General features: G+C 51.6%; 13 protein-coding genes. 11 read left to right on the top strand and 2 right to left on the bottom strand.

Going from position 1 to position 15,289, the window contains the following annotated elements; all coding sequences use genetic code 11:
* Nucleotides 1–13: 13 nt before the first annotated feature.
* Nucleotides 14–1,855, bottom strand: a complete 1,842-nt coding sequence (locus O3681_RS05965) for an autotransporter assembly complex family protein (RefSeq protein WP_107696804.1) — start codon at nucleotides 1,853–1,855, stop codon at nucleotides 14–16.
* 447 nt (nucleotides 1,856–2,302) lie between these two features.
* On the opposite strand from O3681_RS05965, the gene sstT reads away from it, so the two are divergent.
* Both sstT and O3681_RS05975 read left to right on the top strand, forming a co-directional pair.
* Nucleotides 2,303–3,526 (top strand): serine/threonine transporter SstT, encoded by a 1,224-nt coding sequence (gene sstT, locus O3681_RS05970; RefSeq protein WP_070646271.1) that lies wholly within the window; start codon nucleotides 2,303–2,305, stop codon nucleotides 3,524–3,526.
* A gap of 227 nt (nucleotides 3,527–3,753) precedes the next feature.
* Nucleotides 3,754–5,610 carry an ABC transporter ATP-binding protein gene (locus O3681_RS05975; protein ID WP_371459522.1) on the top strand — a complete coding sequence of 619 codons (1,857 nt, stop codon included), beginning with the start codon at nucleotides 3,754–3,756 and terminating at the stop codon, nucleotides 5,608–5,610.
* Between the two features lie 108 nt (nucleotides 5,611–5,718).
* On the opposite strand, the gene O3681_RS05980 is transcribed toward O3681_RS05975, so the two are convergent.
* A complete protein-coding gene (locus tag O3681_RS05980) occupies nucleotides 5,719–6,447 on the bottom strand; it encodes a TIGR00730 family Rossman fold protein (protein ID WP_371459523.1) in 729 nt (242 codons plus the stop codon).
* A 141-nt stretch (nucleotides 6,448–6,588) separates the two neighbouring features.
* On the opposite strand from O3681_RS05980, the gene truC reads away from it, so the two are divergent.
* The 9 genes from truC (at nucleotide 6,589) to nuoF (ending at nucleotide 15,256) form a co-directional block, all read left to right on the top strand.
* A complete protein-coding gene (gene truC / locus O3681_RS05985; protein ID WP_107696843.1) occupies nucleotides 6,589–7,305 on the top strand; it encodes a tRNA pseudouridine(65) synthase TruC in 717 nt (238 codons plus the stop codon).
* Between the two features lie 97 nt (nucleotides 7,306–7,402).
* Entirely contained in the window at nucleotides 7,403–8,506 is a 1,104-nt protein-coding gene (gene prfB, locus O3681_RS05990) for a peptide chain release factor 2 (RefSeq protein WP_003681666.1), read from the top strand.
* Between the two features lie 450 nt (nucleotides 8,507–8,956).
* Nucleotides 8,957–10,414 (top strand): oligopeptide:H+ symporter, encoded by a 1,458-nt coding sequence (locus O3681_RS05995; RefSeq protein WP_371459524.1) that lies wholly within the window; start codon nucleotides 8,957–8,959, stop codon nucleotides 10,412–10,414.
* A 334-nt stretch (nucleotides 10,415–10,748) separates the two neighbouring features.
* On the top strand, nucleotides 10,749–11,105 hold the full coding sequence (locus tag O3681_RS06000) for an NADH-quinone oxidoreductase subunit A (protein WP_003686600.1): 357 nt from the start codon (nucleotides 10,749–10,751) through the stop codon (nucleotides 11,103–11,105).
* Nucleotides 11,096–11,578, top strand: a complete 483-nt coding sequence (locus O3681_RS06005; RefSeq protein ID WP_002215610.1) for an NADH-quinone oxidoreductase subunit B family protein — start codon at nucleotides 11,096–11,098, stop codon at nucleotides 11,576–11,578. Before O3681_RS06000 ends, O3681_RS06005 begins: the two co-directional genes overlap by 10 nt.
* A gap of 12 nt (nucleotides 11,579–11,590) precedes the next feature.
* Nucleotides 11,591–12,184, top strand: coding sequence for an NADH-quinone oxidoreductase subunit C (locus O3681_RS06010; protein ID WP_049332999.1), 594 nt, complete (start codon nucleotides 11,591–11,593; stop codon nucleotides 12,182–12,184).
* Entirely contained in the window at nucleotides 12,174–13,430 is a 1,257-nt protein-coding gene (gene nuoD, locus O3681_RS06015) for an NADH dehydrogenase (quinone) subunit D (protein ID WP_002221612.1), read from the top strand. The genes O3681_RS06010 and nuoD overlap by 11 nt, the downstream gene beginning before the upstream one ends.
* Nucleotides 13,430–13,903 (top strand): NADH-quinone oxidoreductase subunit NuoE, encoded by a 474-nt coding sequence (gene nuoE, locus O3681_RS06020; RefSeq protein WP_107723887.1) that lies wholly within the window; start codon nucleotides 13,430–13,432, stop codon nucleotides 13,901–13,903. Before nuoD ends, nuoE begins: the two co-directional genes overlap by 1 nt.
* 57 nt (nucleotides 13,904–13,960) lie before the next feature.
* Nucleotides 13,961–15,256, top strand: coding sequence for an NADH-quinone oxidoreductase subunit NuoF (gene nuoF, locus O3681_RS06025; protein WP_003676995.1), 1,296 nt, complete (start codon nucleotides 13,961–13,963; stop codon nucleotides 15,254–15,256).
* The last annotated feature ends 33 nt before the right edge of the window (nucleotides 15,257–15,289 follow it).

Here is a 15,289-nt window from a genome sequence, read left to right on the forward strand (position 1 = left end):
GTGAGTATGTTTTTTAAAACCTTGTGCCCAAGCTGATGTGCCAGCGGATTTTTTTGTCGTGGTGGCCGTAGGCAATGTCAAAGGAGAACGGCGCAACCGGGCTGAACCAGCGCACACCCAAGCCGGTACCGTGTTTTAAGGTCATGTGTTTGAAGTTGCTCGCCGCATCGCCAACATCGTGGAAGATGGCGCCGGAGAAGCTTTTGGTAACCGGGAATTGATATTCGAGGCTGCCGACCACCAAGGCGCGTTGCGGCAGAACGGAGCCGTTGGGGCCGGCCAAGCCGATGCTGTCGAGTTCGTAACCGCGTACGGAAGTCGCGCCGCCGGTGCGGAACATCAGGCTGGACGGCACTTCTTCGCCTTCGCGGGCATAAACGTAGCCTGCCTGTCCGCGTACGATGAATGTACCGATTTTTTTGTTTTCAGGTGTGAAGAAATAGCCTGCCCGTGCCGTGGCGCGTGCCATTTGGGTGGAGGAGAGGAGTTTGCCCAAAGTTGTACCGATTTTGCCGTCGAGGTAGTAGCCGTTTTGAGGGTGCAGCTCGGTTTCGATGCTTTGCCGTTTCCATGAGGCGGTCAGCATGGTGGCATGGCTTCGGCCTAAATCGTAGCTGGTGTCGGGGACTTTGCGGTCTTCGGTAATGAATTCGAGGCCGAAGCGGGCATCGATATTGTTGCGGTCGCGGACATACCAAATACCGCTGCTCAGGGCGCGTTTTTCAAGGTTTTGCGTGGTCGAGCGGTTGTAGGAAACGTTGCTGGTCCAGTAGTTACCGCGGTTGTTGCGCGGTTGGCTGATACCGGCGGCCAGCGTGGTTTCGTATTTGTCCATGTCCCAAACGATGGAACCGATGTAGCCTTTGTTAAAGAGGTTGTAATAGTCGTAGGCGATGCGGCCGCCGATTCCGTATTCGGAGTCGTAGCGGATACCGGTTTCCAGTTTGTGGCGTTTGACTTCGGTCACGTTGATTTTGACGGGAACGCGGTCGCCTTGCAGTTGGTCGAAGTCGGCTTGTACGGACGCACCGGAGTAGTGGCCGTTTTGTTCGAGCGCCTGTTGCAGGTCGAGGATTTTGTCTAAGTCGTAAGGCGAACCGGGTTGGAAGCGCGCCATGCCGGAAACCACGCTCTCAGGGTAGCGGCGTGTGCCGGTTATTTGGAAATCGCCAAAGTAAATGGGACGGTTGCTCTCTACGATGACGTTCAAATCGGCTTTTTGGGTATTGGGATTGATGGTGGCTTGGGTGGTGGTGAGTTTCGCCAACGGATATTTTTTGCGTGTTACCGCGCTGAGGACGGAGGTTTTACTTGCACTCCAGCCGTCTTGGTCGAAGTTTTCTCCAACAGGCTGTTGCCAGTTTTCCATCGCATTTTGGTAGTACTCGGCCAAGTTGTCGTCATTCAATACGTCGCCGAGGATGGCCACGCTGACGTTGTCGACTTTGGTGCGCGGGCCGGGGGTAACGTTGACGGTGTAGCTCTCGCCGTGGTCTTGAATATTGACGTTGCTGTTGAAGTAGCCTTTGGTCCGGAGCATGGTTTTGACGTTGTCGGGTGCCTCTTCAGCGAGGAAGCCGACCTGCTCTTTATCCAGCTCTTCGTCCTGCTGCTGGGTAATCAGCGGCAGGTATTCTTCAAGCATTTCTTTGATTTCGCTGTCTTGGGTGTCGATTTTGACGGGGAATTTGGGCTTGAGTTTGCCTGTTTGGTCGTCTTTGGGCTGCTTGGGCATTTCGGATTCGGGAACAGCTTCGTAGTCTTCCGCTTTGGGAACGGAAGTATCTACTGCCAACGCGTGTCCGTAGGCGAGCGCCAATGATGCAAATAAAACAGGGTAGGTCAGTTTGGTCATGATGTGTGTTCGACAGCGACAATTCTTCAGTTTGGGGATTTTAACATTATTTCTGCAAGGTTTCAGGCTATGGTTATAAACGGAAATTTAGCGCGATAATGTTGCAAAATGTGACGTAAGGGCGGATTTTGGTTTGTTTCTATCTGATTGTAATATTTATGTTTTGTGTTTTGACTGATGAAGTTACCTTTATATTCGGCTCTATGGCGCAGATTTCAGGCCGTCTGAAATCAAGATTATAGAGGGATAAGGCAACGGTATGGGTATGCTTGAAAGTAGGATTTGAGCGGGTTTGATTGTATTTTTGGCATAAAGTGCCAACTGTGTCATAAATGCTAAACTTTAATGCTGTTTTTGTGAGGTGTGCATGAAAACCTCGCCGACAAATGATTTTTTATTTTAGAATGTAAGACTTTTTTAACATATCTTTAAATTGAAGGAACGGATATGGCAAGTGGCAATCCGCTTTTAAACGCGATCAACAGCGTCAGCCTGGTGGTGCAAATCGCCATCGGCTTGGTTTTAGGTATTCTTGTGGGCGCAGTTGCGCCGCAAGTCGGTATCAGCGCAGGACTGCTGGGCAGCCTGTTTGTCGGTGCGCTTAAGGCTATTGCACCGATTTTGGTATTTGTTTTGGTGACTGCCGCCATTGCGCAACACCAAAAAGGCAATCAGGCCCACATAAAACCGATTTTGATTTTGTATATTTTCGGTACGTTCGCAGCGGCTGTGGTGGCGGTTGTCGCCAGCATGGCATTCCCGACCACGCTGATTCTGCGTGCGGCCGGCGATGTGTCCGTTGCGCCGCCTTCCGGCATTGTCGAAGTGTTGAAAACGCTGCTGATGAATTTGGTGGCCAACCCGATTAATGCGCTGGCCAATGCCAACTATATCGGCATTTTGGCTTGGGCCCTGATATTGGGTGCGGCTTTGCGCCATCACGGTTCGGATACGACCCGCCAAGTGGCGGCCGATTTGGCTGATACCGTTTCGACCGTTGTGAAATGGATTATCCGTTTTGCGCCGCTGGGTATTTTCGGCTTGGTGTCTTCTACCATTGCCGAAACCGGTTTTGAAGCGCTTGCCGGCTATATGCAGCTGTTGGCCGTATTGCTCGGCTGTATGCTGTTTATCGCGTTGGTGGTCAACCCGATTATTGTGTGGACGCAAATCCGCAGCAATCCTTTCCCGCTGGTGTTTACCTGCCTGCGCGAAAGCGGCGTGTATGCCTTCTTTACCCGTTCTTCCGCCGCCAATATCCCTGTGAACATGGCATTGGCGAAAAAACTTGGCCTGCACGAAGACACTTACTCTATCTCCATTCCATTGGGTGCAACCATCAATATGGCCGGTGCGGCAATCACCATTACCGTTTTGGCGATGGCTGCGGCGCACACGCAAGGCATTACGGTTGACTTCGCCACCGCCCTGCTGTTGAGCCTGGTGGCTACTGTCAGCGCGTGCGGTGCATCCGGTGTGGCCGGTGGCTCGTTGCTGCTGATTCCTTTGGCGTGCAGCCTGTTCGGTATCGATAACGATGTGGCCATGCAGGTGGTTGCCGTCGGCTTCATTATCGGCGTGATTCAAGACTCTGCAGAAACTGCGTTGAACTCTTCCACCGACGTTTTGTTTACTGCCGCTGCCGATTTGGGTCGTCAACGTAAAGAGTGATTTTTAAGGGCAACCTAAATCCAGCAAAGGCCGTCTGAAAAGTTTTAGACGGCCTTTGTTTTATGCAAAGCAAAGGGATTTTTAGATGGTCAAGCCAATAGATTGGTTTGGTCGGCCTGACGGTATCCGCTGTCATCAGTTGGATTTTTCCCGTAAAATACAGTCTTGAATGTATTTGAACACCTCTTTTCAGACGGCCTGACCGTCTTATCACATTTGCAAAAACAATGATTAAAAAAATATTCTCGTGGTTCGAGTCTCGCATCGACCCTTATCCCGAAGCCGCTCCGAAAACACCAGAAAAAGGGTTGTGGCGGTTTATTTGGAGCAACATTGAAGGCGTGCGCAAATGGATTGCCGTGTTGGCTGTGTTTACGGTCGGTGTCGGCATCATGGAAGCCTTGATGTTCCAATTTATGGGCAAGGTGGTCGACTGGCTTGGCACGTATACACCGCAAACGCTTTTTGTTGAAAAAGGCCACGCATTAATCGGCATGATGGCTATGGTGGCATTTTTTGCCGTTTGGACCTTTTTCGCGTCCAGTGTGCGCCTGCAAACCCTGCAAGGCGTGTTCCCCATGCGCCTGCGCTGGAATTTCCACCGCCTGATGCTGGGGCAGAGCCTGGGCTTTTATCAGGACGAATTTGCAGGACGCGTGTCCGCCAAAGTCATGCAGACCGCGCTGGCGCTGCGCGATGTCGTGATGACCGTTGCCGATATGGTTGTGTATGTGCTGGTGTACTTCATCACTTCCGGCGTGATTCTATCCTCATTCGATGCCTGGCTTATCGTGCCGTTTATCTGCTGGATGATTGGATTCGCGATGATTATGCGCTTTCTGATTCCCAAACTCGGCAAAACCGCTGCGCGTCAGGCCGATGCACGCTCGCTGATGACCGGCCGCATTACCGACGCCTACTCCAATATCGCCACCGTCAAACTTTTCTCCCACGGCGCGCGCGAGGCCGCTTATGCCAAGCAGTCGATGGAAGAGTTTATGGTAACCGTCCATGCCCAAATGCGTTTGGCAACGCTGCTGCACACCTGCAGCTTTATCGTCAACAGTTCGCTGACCGTCGGTACGACCGCCTTGGGTATTTGGCTTTGGTATCACGGCCAAGTCGGCGTAGGTGCGGTAGCCACGGCCACAGCCATGGCATTGCGTGTGAACGGTTTGTCGCAATACATCATGTGGGAATCTGCCCGATTGTTTGAAAACATCGGTACTGTCAACGACGGCATGGCCACCCTGTCCAAACCCCACACCATCCTCGACAAGCCGCAAGCCTTGCCGCTTAAAGTCACCCGAGGCGAAATCAAGTTTGATCATGTCGATTTCTCCTACGAAGCAGGCAAACCGCTTCTTAACGGCTTTAATCTGAACATCAAACCCGGCGAAAAAGTCGGCTTGATCGGCCGTAGCGGCGCGGGTAAATCCACCATCGTCAACCTGCTCCTACGCTTTTACGAACCGCAAAGCGGCACGATTTCGATCGACGGCCAAAACGTGGACAGCGTGACCCAAGAAAGTCTGCGCGCCCAAATCGGTTTGGTGACACAAGATACCTCCCTGCTGCACCGCTCCGTCCGTGACAACATTATCTACGGCCGTCCCGATGCAACCGAAGCCGAAATGATTTCCGCCGCCGAACGCGCCGAGGCCGCCGGTTTTATTCCAAACTTAAGCGATGCCAAAGGCCGACGCGGCTATGATGCGCACGTTGGCGAACGCGGCGTGAAACTTTCCGGCGGCCAACGCCAACGCATCGCCATCGCCCGCGTCATGCTCAAAGACGCGCCGATTCTGTTGCTTGACGAAGCCACCAGCGCGCTCGACTCCGAAGTCGAAGCTGCCATCCAAGAAAGCCTCGACAAAATGATGGAAGGCAAAACCGTGATTGCCATCGCCCACCGCCTCTCCACCATCGCCGCGATGGACCGCCTCATCGTCTTGGACAAAGGCCGCATCATCGAAGAAGGCAGCCACACCGAGTTGCTCGAGAAACAAGGTCTGTATGCCAAACTTTGGGCGCACCAAAGCGGCGGCTTCTTGAGTGAGCATGTCGAGTGGGAAAACAATTAAACGCTTTGAAAGAAGATAAAAGGCCGTCTGAAAACATTTTCAGACGGCCTTTATTAATGAAGCAAAGGACAGGTGGGATAACCGCTTTTTTGTTGAAACCTTAGTTTTTTACAGCCCCAGCGACCAAGCATTTTGGTGTTCGGACAAGTCTTCCAAGCGGTTTTCGTAATGGGCGAAGATTTCTTCGATGATTTCGTCTTCGTCGTCGATGGTGCGGATCAAGTTCAAATCCTCTTCCAAAATCAGGTTTCTGCCCAGCAACTGCTCGCGTATCCAGTCCAACAGCCCTGCCCAAAATGCTTTGCCTACTAAGATAATCGGGCGGTCGGGCGTTTTACCGGTTTGCACCAAAGTCAGGCTTTCAAACAATTCGTCCAATGTGCCGAAACCGCCGGGCATGACGACATAGGCCACGGCGTGTTTGACGAACATGACTTTGCGCGGGAAGAAGTGTTGGAATTTAATCGACAAATCCTGATACGGATTGGCTTTTTGCTCGTGCGGCAACACGATATTCAGCCCCACCGCCGGACTTGCACCTGCAAACGCGCCTTTGTTGGCCGCTTCCATAATGCCCGGACCGCCGCCGGAAATGACGGAAAATCCGGCATCCGACAGCTTGCGTGCCAAGCGCAATGTGAACTCGTAGTCGGGATGGTTTTCGGGCGTACGCGCGCTGCCGTAAATGCTGACGGCTGGCTGAATGGCGCGCAATTCTTCGCCGGCTTCGACAAATTCGGAAATAATTTTCAATACATGATACGACTCGCGCGCCTGAATATCGCGGCGTGTTTCGTCGGGCAGCATGGGTTTGGGCAGTTTTTTAAGCAGGCTCACGGCTTTTCCTTCATGTTTTTATGTGCAGTATTGTAACCCGAAAGGGGCAGGCCGTCTGAAAGTTGGGTTTCGGCGGCAAGTGTGCCTGCCACATTTTCAAAAGCCCGTTACAATATCTGCTTTTATTTTTACTGCTTTGCCATGCTCGATATTATCCACCGCGACAGCCGCACCATCGCCGTCAACAAACCTGCCGGAATGCTGGTGCACCGAAGCTGGTTAGACAAACATGAAACCCGTTTTGCCGTGCAGACCCTGCGCGATCAAATCGGGCAGCACGTTTATCCCGTCCACCGCCTCGACCGCCCGACTTCCGGTGTCTTGCTGTTTGCCCTTGATACGGAAGCCGCACGGTTATTGACGCAGCAGTTTGAAAACAAAGCCATCGAAAAAACTTATTGGGCCATCGTTCGCGGTCATCTGCCTTCAGACGGCCTGATTGATTACGCCCTCAAATATATGCCCGACAAAATTGCCGAAGCGCAGACCGAAGCGACTTTGCAGGAAGCGCAAACCGCCTACCGCTGTCTGGCACAAACCGAGTTGCCGTTCCAATCCGCCCTGCGTTATCCGACCTCGCGTTATTCTTGGGCCGAACTCACGCCGCACACCGGCCGCAAACACCAACTCCGCCGCCATATGAAACACATTTTCCACCCCATCGTCGGCGACACCAACTACGGCGATTTGCGCCAAAACCATGCCGTTGCCGAACATGTCGGCACGCAACGCCTGATGTTGCACGCGCGAAGCCTCAGTTTTCAAAGCATAGAAGATGGCAGCCGGATTACTGTAAACGCGCCGATAGACAACGACTGGCGGCTTTGGATGGAAAAATTTAAAACCGAGGCCGTCTGAAAATCCAAACTGCACATTTTCAGACGGCCCGGTCATGGAAAAAAACAGGCAAATCCCTTACAATACGCCCCTAAAATTTTGAAAGAACACAAGAATCATGGAAGCCGAAGTAATCAACCAGCTTAACAACACCCTAAACGACTTGGAGAAGCGCAGCGAAGACATCCGCGTCTACATGGACTACCAAGGCAAAAAAGACCGCCTTGAAGAAGTCGTCGGCCTCTCCGAAGACCCGGAACTGTGGAACGACCCCAAACGCGCCCAAGAAATCGGCAAAGAGCGCAAAATCCTCGAAGGCATCGTGGTAACCCTCGACAACATCGCCACAGGCATCGAAGACAACCGTATGTTGATCGAAATGGCTGTTGAAGAAAACGACGAAGAAGGTTTCGCCGCCGTGCAGGAAGATGTGGCCGGTTTGGAAAAACAAATGGCCGACCTCGAATTCAAACGAATGTTCAACCAGCCTGCCGACCCGAACAACTGCTTTATCGACATTACCGCAGGCGCAGGCGGTACGGAAGCCGAAGACTGGGCAGGCATGCTGTTCCGCATGTACAGCCGTTACGCCGAGCGCAAAGGCTTCAAAATCGAAATCCTTGAGGAAGACGACGGCGAAATCGCAGGTATCAACCGCGCCACCATCCGCGTGGAAGGCGAATACGCCTACGGCTTGCTGCGTACCGAAACCGGCGTTCACCGCTTGGTGCGATACTCGCCGTTTGACTCCAACAACAAACGCCATACGTCTTTTTCATCCGTGTTCGTGTACCCCGAAATCGACGACTCCATCGAAATCGAAATCAACCCGGCCGATTTGCGTATCGACACCTATCGCGCATCCGGTGCCGGTGGTCAGCACATTAACAAAACCGACTCTGCCGTGCGTATTACCCACGAGCCGACAGGGATTGTAGTGCAATGTCAAAACGACCGCTCGCAACACGCCAACAAAGCTGCCGCGATGGAAATGTTGAAATCCAAACTGTACGAATTGGAAATGCGCAAACGCAACGAAGAGAAACAGGCGTTGGAAGAAGGCAAATCCGATGTGGGTTGGGGCAGCCAAATCCGCTCATACGTTTTGGACTCCTCACGCATCAAAGACTTGCGTACAGGCTACGAAGTCGGCAACACCAAAGCCGTATTGGACGGCGACTTGGACGGCTTCATCGAAGCCAGCCTGAAACAAGGTGTGTAAACCGTAAGAGATAAACAGGCCGTCTGAAAGGTTCCAGACGGCCTGTTTGTTGTTGAATATGGCAGTAACTATATCCACTCCGATGATTTATATTTCCAGCGGGTAAAAGGTTTTATCTATTTGAATAAGCTAAAGTCTTATCAGTCTAAATGGAATGCCGAACGCCGTAAATATATCCGTTTTCGGCCGCATGAAAAATACAATATAGCAAATCTAAAAATTAATAGGTTTTTGAATATGTAGGGCATGACGGAGATGGCCGCGATATGCTTGTTATGTAGCTATTGAGTTCTTTTTTAAATGCGAATATTAATCTTTCTGTAAGAATATGCTTTTTAATGTTTTGCAAATGCAAAGATTGACGGTAATATATGGCTTCCATAAAAATGATTGGTAGGTATAACAGGCCGTCTGAAGCCTGAGCCTGTCTAATATATAGGAGAACTCATAATGTCCGGTCAAAAGCCATCTTCTGCCGAGAAAACTTTCTTCGGCCATCCTTTGCAATTATCCACCCTATTCCACATTGAGCTGTGGGAACGTTTTTCCTTCTACGGTATGCAGGGCATCCTGCTGATTTATCTGTATTACACCGCGAATCAAGGCGGTTTGGGTATGGATAAAGCCTTGGCTGGCGGCATTGTCGGCGCGTACGGCGGCAGCGTTTACCTGTCCACCATTCTCGGTGCATGGTTGGCCGACCGCATTTGGGGTGCGGAACGTACCCTGTTTATCGCCGGTATCGTCGTGATGACCGGCCATATTTTATTGGCGATTGTGCCGGGTTTGATGGGATTGCTGTTGGGCTTGGTGTTTATCGCGCTGGGCAGCGGCGGCGTGAAATCGTCTGCCGGTTCGATGGTCGGCTCTTTGTATGAACGGGACGACCTGCGCGAATTACGCGATGCCGGTTTCTCCATTTTCTATATTTCCATCAATATCGGCGGTTTCTTAGGCCCTTTGTTGACCGGTATTTTGCAAGACAGAATGGGATTCCATTACGGTTTCGGCGCGGCGGCCGTCGGTATGGCATTTGGCCTGCTGTGGTATTCGCGCGGCCGTAAAAACCTGCCGCATACGCCGGCTCCGAATCCGTTGCGCCCTGAAAAGGTTCAGACTGCAATAGCTGTTGGCGTGTTGCTGGTTTTGGTGTTGGGCAGCGTGATTGCTTCCGGCGTGCTCAATCTTGAGAACTTTTCACGCTGGCTTTTGGGCGTGGTCATTATCACCGTTATCGCTTATTTTGCACGCTTGCTGGGCAGCAGCCAAGTTGAGGCAGCCAATAAACGTTACATCATGGCCTATATTCCGCTGTTTTTGACTATTTGTATGTTCTGGGCGGTTTGGTTTCAGGTGTACACCGTTGCAACGGTTTATTTTGACGAAACGGTTGACCGTACTTTCTTCGGCTTTACCGTGCCTGTTTCATGGAAAGATTCGATACAGGCCATGTGGGTGGTTCTCTTTTCCGGCGTGATGGCCACGGTGTGGACGAAAATGGGCAAACGCCAACCTAAAACACCGTTGAAGTTTGCGCTGGCCATGTTGGTAACCGGCGTCTCTTATTTGTGTTTCATCCCATATATTTCATCCGGAACCCCGATGCCGATTATCGTGTTTATGCTGGTGTTGCTGGCGATTACGATAGGCGAGTTGATGCTGTCGCCGATTTCGCTGTCGTTTTCCACTAAAATCGCACCGAGCATGTTTAAAACACAAATGGTTGCGTTGAATTTCTTAGCATTGTCCATCGGCTTTACCTTGGGCGGAGTGTTGTTTAAAGACTACTACAATGCTCAGTCGCCATTGGATTTCTACTGGATGCTGGCCACCATCGGCGCAGTAACCTGCGGTATCCTGCTGGTACTTACCCCGGTATTGAACCGCATGCTCAAAGGTGTCGATTGATTTTTCTATTTAAAATAATGTGATGTACGCAGGCCGTCTGAAAAGAATCAGTTTTCAGACGGCCTGATGCTTTTATTGAGGTTTGGGAAAGGACGGTTTTCCAGATTTTTGAAGTAAATCGGACAGGCGGAAAATCCGAATTAAATGATACATGATTAAAACGAAATTAAAATTTGGAAATATTAAATAAGAATAAGAATTGTTCTCATAACTTTATTGAATTTATTAGGGTTTTTTTGCTGATTTGCTGATATTTACCTTTAAATGGCTTTTGAAATTCGATAAAATGGTAATCTATTTTTAAGATTTGTCTGTCAACCAGTTAGGTACGACCATGTTGGCCAGTTACTTTCCCGTCCTCGTATTCATCCTCGTCGGCCTTGCGGCCGGCGTACTGTTTATTCTGCTCGGCACAATTTTAGGCCCGAAACGTCACTATGCCGAAAAAGACGCGGCTTACGAATGCGGTTTTGAAGCCTTTGAAAACGCAAGGATGAAGTTCGACGTGCGCTATTACCTCGTCGCCATCCTCTTTATCCTGTTTGATTTGGAGGTCGCGTTCATGTTGCCGTGGGCAGTCGTGTTCAAAGATTTGGGCGCGTACGGCTTCTGGTCTATGCTGGTGTTTATCGTCGTTCTGACGGTAGGCTTTATTTACGAATGGAAAAAAGGTGCGCTGGAATGGGAATAGAAGGCGTTTTGAAAAAAGGTTTCATCACCACCAGCGCGGATACGGTGCTGAACTATATGCGTACCGGTTCGCTGTGGCCGGTTACTTTCGGCTTGGCCTGCTGCGCCGTGGAAATGATGCATGCGGGTATGGCGCGTTATGACCTTGACCGTTTCGGCATCATTTTCCGTCCGTCCCCCCGTCAGGCCGACCTGATGATTGTGGCAGGTACGCTGACCAACAAAATGGCGCCCGCCCTGCGCCGCGTATACGACCAGCTCGCCGAGCCGCGCTGGGTATTGTCTATGGGCTCGTGTGCCAACGGTGGCGGCTATTACCACTATTCTTATTCCGTTGTGCGCGGTGCCGACCGCGTCGTGCCAGTAGACGTTTATGTGCCGGGTTGTCCGCCGACTGCGGAAGCCCTGATTTACGGCCTGATTCAGCTCCAACAAAAAATCAAGCGCACTTCCACCATCGCGCGTGACGAGTAAGGAGAGGACGATATGGCAAGCATTCAAAACTTATACGAGACCGTCGTCGGCGTGCTTGGCGATCAGGCAAGCAAAGTCATTTCAGCTTTGGGCGAGATTACCGTCGAGTGTCTGCCCGAGCACTATATTTCAGTCATGACCGCATTGCGCGACCATGAAGAGTTGCATTTCGAGCTTCTGGTCGACTTGTGCGGTGTCGATTACAGCACTTACAAAAACGAAGTATGGCAGGGCAAGCGCTTTGCCGTCGTCAGTCAGCTGCTTTCCGTTAAAAACAATCAACGCATCCGCGTACGAGTCTGGGTTTCAGACGACGACTTCCCCATAGTCGAATCCGTAGTCGATATTTACAACAGCGCGGATTGGTACGAACGCGAAGCTTTCGATATGTACGGCATCATGTTCAACAACCATCCGGACCTGCGCCGCATCCTGACCGATTACGGTTTCGTTGGACATCCGTTCCGCAAAGACTTCCCGATTTCCGGCTATGTGGAAATGCGTTACGACGAAGAGCAAAAACGCGTGATTTACCAACCTGTTACCATTGAGCCGCGCGAGATCACGCCGCGTATCGTCCGTGAGGAGAACTACGGTGGCCAATAAATTAAGAAACTACACCATCAACTTCGGCCCGCAACACCCTGCGGCGCACGGCGTATTGCGTATGATTTTGGAGTTGGAGGGCGAAACCATCGTCCGCGCCGACCCACATATCGGCCTCCTGCACCGCGGTACTGAAAAACTGGCTGAAACCAAAACCTATCTGCAAGCCCTGCCCTATATGGACCGCTTGGACTACGTTTCCATGATGGTCAACGAGCAGGCGTATTGCTTGGCAGTAGAAAAACTTGCCGGTATCGATGTGCCTATCCGCGCCCAATACATCCGCGTGATGTTCGCCGAAGTAACGCGCATCCTCAATCACTTGATGGGCATCGGTTCGCACGCCTTCGACATCGGCGCGATGACCGCCATCCTTTACGCCTTCCGCGACCGCGAAGAGCTGATGGACTTGTACGAAGCCGTTTCCGGCGCGCGTATGCACGCCGCCTACTTCCGTCCCGGCGGCGTTTACCGCGACCTGCCCGATTTCATGCCTAAATACGAGAGCAGCAAATTCCGTAATGCCAAAGTATTGAAGCAGCTCAACGAATCCCGCGAAGGCACCATGCTCGACTTCATCGATGCCTTCTGCGAACGTTTCCCGAAAAACATCGACACACTCGAAACCCTCCTGACCGACAACCGCATTTGGAAACAGCGTACCGTCGGCATCGGCGTCGTCTCTCCTGAGCGCGCCATGCAAAAAGGCTTTACCGGCGTCATGTTGCGCGGTTCCGGCGTAGAATGGGACGTGCGTAAGACACAGCCTTACGAAGTGTACGACAAAATGGATTTCGACATCCCCGTCGGCGTCAATGGCGACTGCTACGACCGTTACCTCTGCCGTATGGAAGAAATGCGTCAATCCGTGCGCATCATCAAACAATGCTCCGAGTGGTTGCGTGTCAATCCGGGTCCGGTCATTACCACAAACCACAAATTCGCTCCGCCCAAACGTACCGAAATGAAAACAGGTATGGAAGACCTGATTCACCATTTCAAACTCTTTACCGAGGGTATGCACGTTCCTGAGGGCGAGACCTACACCGCTGTCGAACATCCGAAAGGCGAGTTCGGCGTTTACATCATTTCAGACGGCGCAAACAAACCCTACCGCCTGAAAATCCGCGCACCCGGCTTCGCCCATCTGCAAGGCATGGACGAAATGGCAAAAGGCCACATGCTGGCCGACGTCGTTGCCATCATCGGTACGCAGGACATCGTATTCGGGGAGGTTGACCGATAATGTTATCCGCAGAATCCTTAAAACAAATTGATATTGAGTTGGCAAAATACCCTGCAGACCAACGCCGCTCCGCCATTATGGGCGCATTGCGTATTGCCCAGACCGAAAAAGGCTGGCTCGCTCCCGAGATCATCGCTTTTGTCGCAGACTATATCGGCATCTCGCCTGCACAAGCCTACGAAGTCGCTACTTTCTACAATATGTACGACCTTGAGCCTGTCGGCAAATACAAACTGACCGTTTGTACCAACCTGCCCTGCGCCCTGCGCGGCGGTATGGCTACCGGCGAATACCTCAAACAAAAACTCGGTATCGGCTACGGCGAAACCACGCCTGACGGTAAATTTACCCTTGTCGAAGGCGAATGCATGGGCGCATGCGGCGACGCTCCGGTTATGCTGGTCAACAACCACAGCATGTGCAGCTTTATGACCGAAGAAGCAATTGACAAGAAACTTGCCGAACTGAAATAAAAGGCCGTCTGAAAACAACGGCTGCAACCGATACGAAAACGAACAGGCACACCAAAAATGGCTATTTACCAATCAGGCGTGATTTTTGACCAAGTGGATACCGCCAATCCCGATTGCTGGACATTGGACGAATACGTCAAACGTGGCGGCTATACCGCCCTGCGTAAAATCCTGTCCGAAAACATCTCGCAAACCGATGTGATTGACGAAGTCAAAACCTCCGGCTTGCGCGGTCGTGGTGGTGCGGGCTTCCCGACCGGTTTGAAATGGAGCTTTATGCCCCGTTCCTTCCCGGGCGAAAAATATGTGGTTTGCAACACCGACGAAGGCGAGCCGGGTACATTTAAAGACCGCGACATCATTATGTTCAATCCTCATGCCCTGATTGAAGGCATGATTATTGCCGGTTACGCGATGGGCGCGAAAGCCGGCTACAACTATATCCACGGCGAAATTTTCGAAGGCTACCAACGTTTTGAAGCTGCTTTGGAGCAGGCGCGTGCCGCAGGCTTTTTGGGTAAAAATATTTTGGGTTCGGATTTTGAATTTGAACTCTTTGCCCACCATGGCTACGGCGCATATATTTGCGGCGAAGAAACCGCATTGCTCGAATCGTTGGAAGGCAAAAAAGGCCAGCCGCGCTTTAAGCCGCCATTCCCTGCTTCATTCGGCCTGTACGGCAAACCGACTACCATCAACAATACCGAAACGTTCTCCTCCGTCCCCTTCATTATCCGTGACGGCGGACAGGCATTTGCCGATAAAGGTATTCCGAATGCAGGCGGTACTAAATTGTTCTGTATTTCCGGTCATGTCGAGCGTCCGGGCAACTATGAAGTGCCATTGGGTACGCCGTTTGCTGAAGTCTTGAAAATGGCGGGTGGTATGCGCGGCGGTAAAAAACTTAAAGCCGTTATTCCCGGTGGTTCGTCCGCGCCCGTGTTGCCTGCCGATATCATGATGCAGACCAATATGGACTATGACTCGATTTCCAAAGCCGGCTCGATGCTGGGTTCCGGCGCGATTATCGTCATGGACGAAGACGTGTGCATGGTTAAAGCCCTTGAGCGCCTGAGCTACTTCTACTACGACGAGTCTTGCGGCCAATGTACGCCTTGCCGAGAAGGTACGGGCTGGCTCTACCGCATCGTCCACCGCATCGTAGAAGGCAAAGGCCGCATGGAAGACTTGGATTTGTTGGATTCTATCGGTAATCAAATGGCAGGCCGCACTATCTGCGCCCTTGCCGATGCCGCCGTCTTCCCTGTCCGCAGCTTTACCAAGCATTTCCGTGATGAGTTTGTGCATTACATCGAACACGGCGGACCGATGAAACCGAATAAGTGGTGCTAAGTTTTCAGACGGCCTCTAAAAGAATTATTTATT

This window comes from Neisseria sp. 27098_8_158 (assembly GCF_041433145.1).
GTDB lineage: Bacteria > Pseudomonadota > Gammaproteobacteria > Burkholderiales > Neisseriaceae > Neisseria > Neisseria subflava_E.

Coding starts and splice junctions, on each gene's coding strand:
- O3681_RS05965 (WP_107696804.1), bottom strand. CDS start 1,855: ATGACCAAACTGACCTACCCTGTTTTATTTGCATCATTGGCGCTCGCC.
- sstT (WP_070646271.1), top strand. CDS start 2,303: ATGGCAAGTGGCAATCCGCTTTTAAACGCGATCAACAGCGTCAGCCTG.
- O3681_RS05975 (WP_371459522.1), top strand. CDS start 3,754: ATGATTAAAAAAATATTCTCGTGGTTCGAGTCTCGCATCGACCCTTAT.
- truC (WP_107696843.1), top strand. CDS start 6,589: ATGCTCGATATTATCCACCGCGACAGCCGCACCATCGCCGTCAACAAA.
- prfB (WP_003681666.1), top strand. CDS start 7,403: ATGGAAGCCGAAGTAATCAACCAGCTTAACAACACCCTAAACGACTTG.
- O3681_RS05995 (WP_371459524.1), top strand. CDS start 8,957: ATGTCCGGTCAAAAGCCATCTTCTGCCGAGAAAACTTTCTTCGGCCAT.
- O3681_RS06000 (WP_003686600.1), top strand. CDS start 10,749: ATGTTGGCCAGTTACTTTCCCGTCCTCGTATTCATCCTCGTCGGCCTT.
- O3681_RS06005 (WP_002215610.1), top strand. CDS start 11,096: ATGGGAATAGAAGGCGTTTTGAAAAAAGGTTTCATCACCACCAGCGCG.
- O3681_RS06010 (WP_049332999.1), top strand. CDS start 11,591: ATGGCAAGCATTCAAAACTTATACGAGACCGTCGTCGGCGTGCTTGGC.
- nuoE (WP_107723887.1), top strand. CDS start 13,430: ATGTTATCCGCAGAATCCTTAAAACAAATTGATATTGAGTTGGCAAAA.
- nuoF (WP_003676995.1), top strand. CDS start 13,961: ATGGCTATTTACCAATCAGGCGTGATTTTTGACCAAGTGGATACCGCC.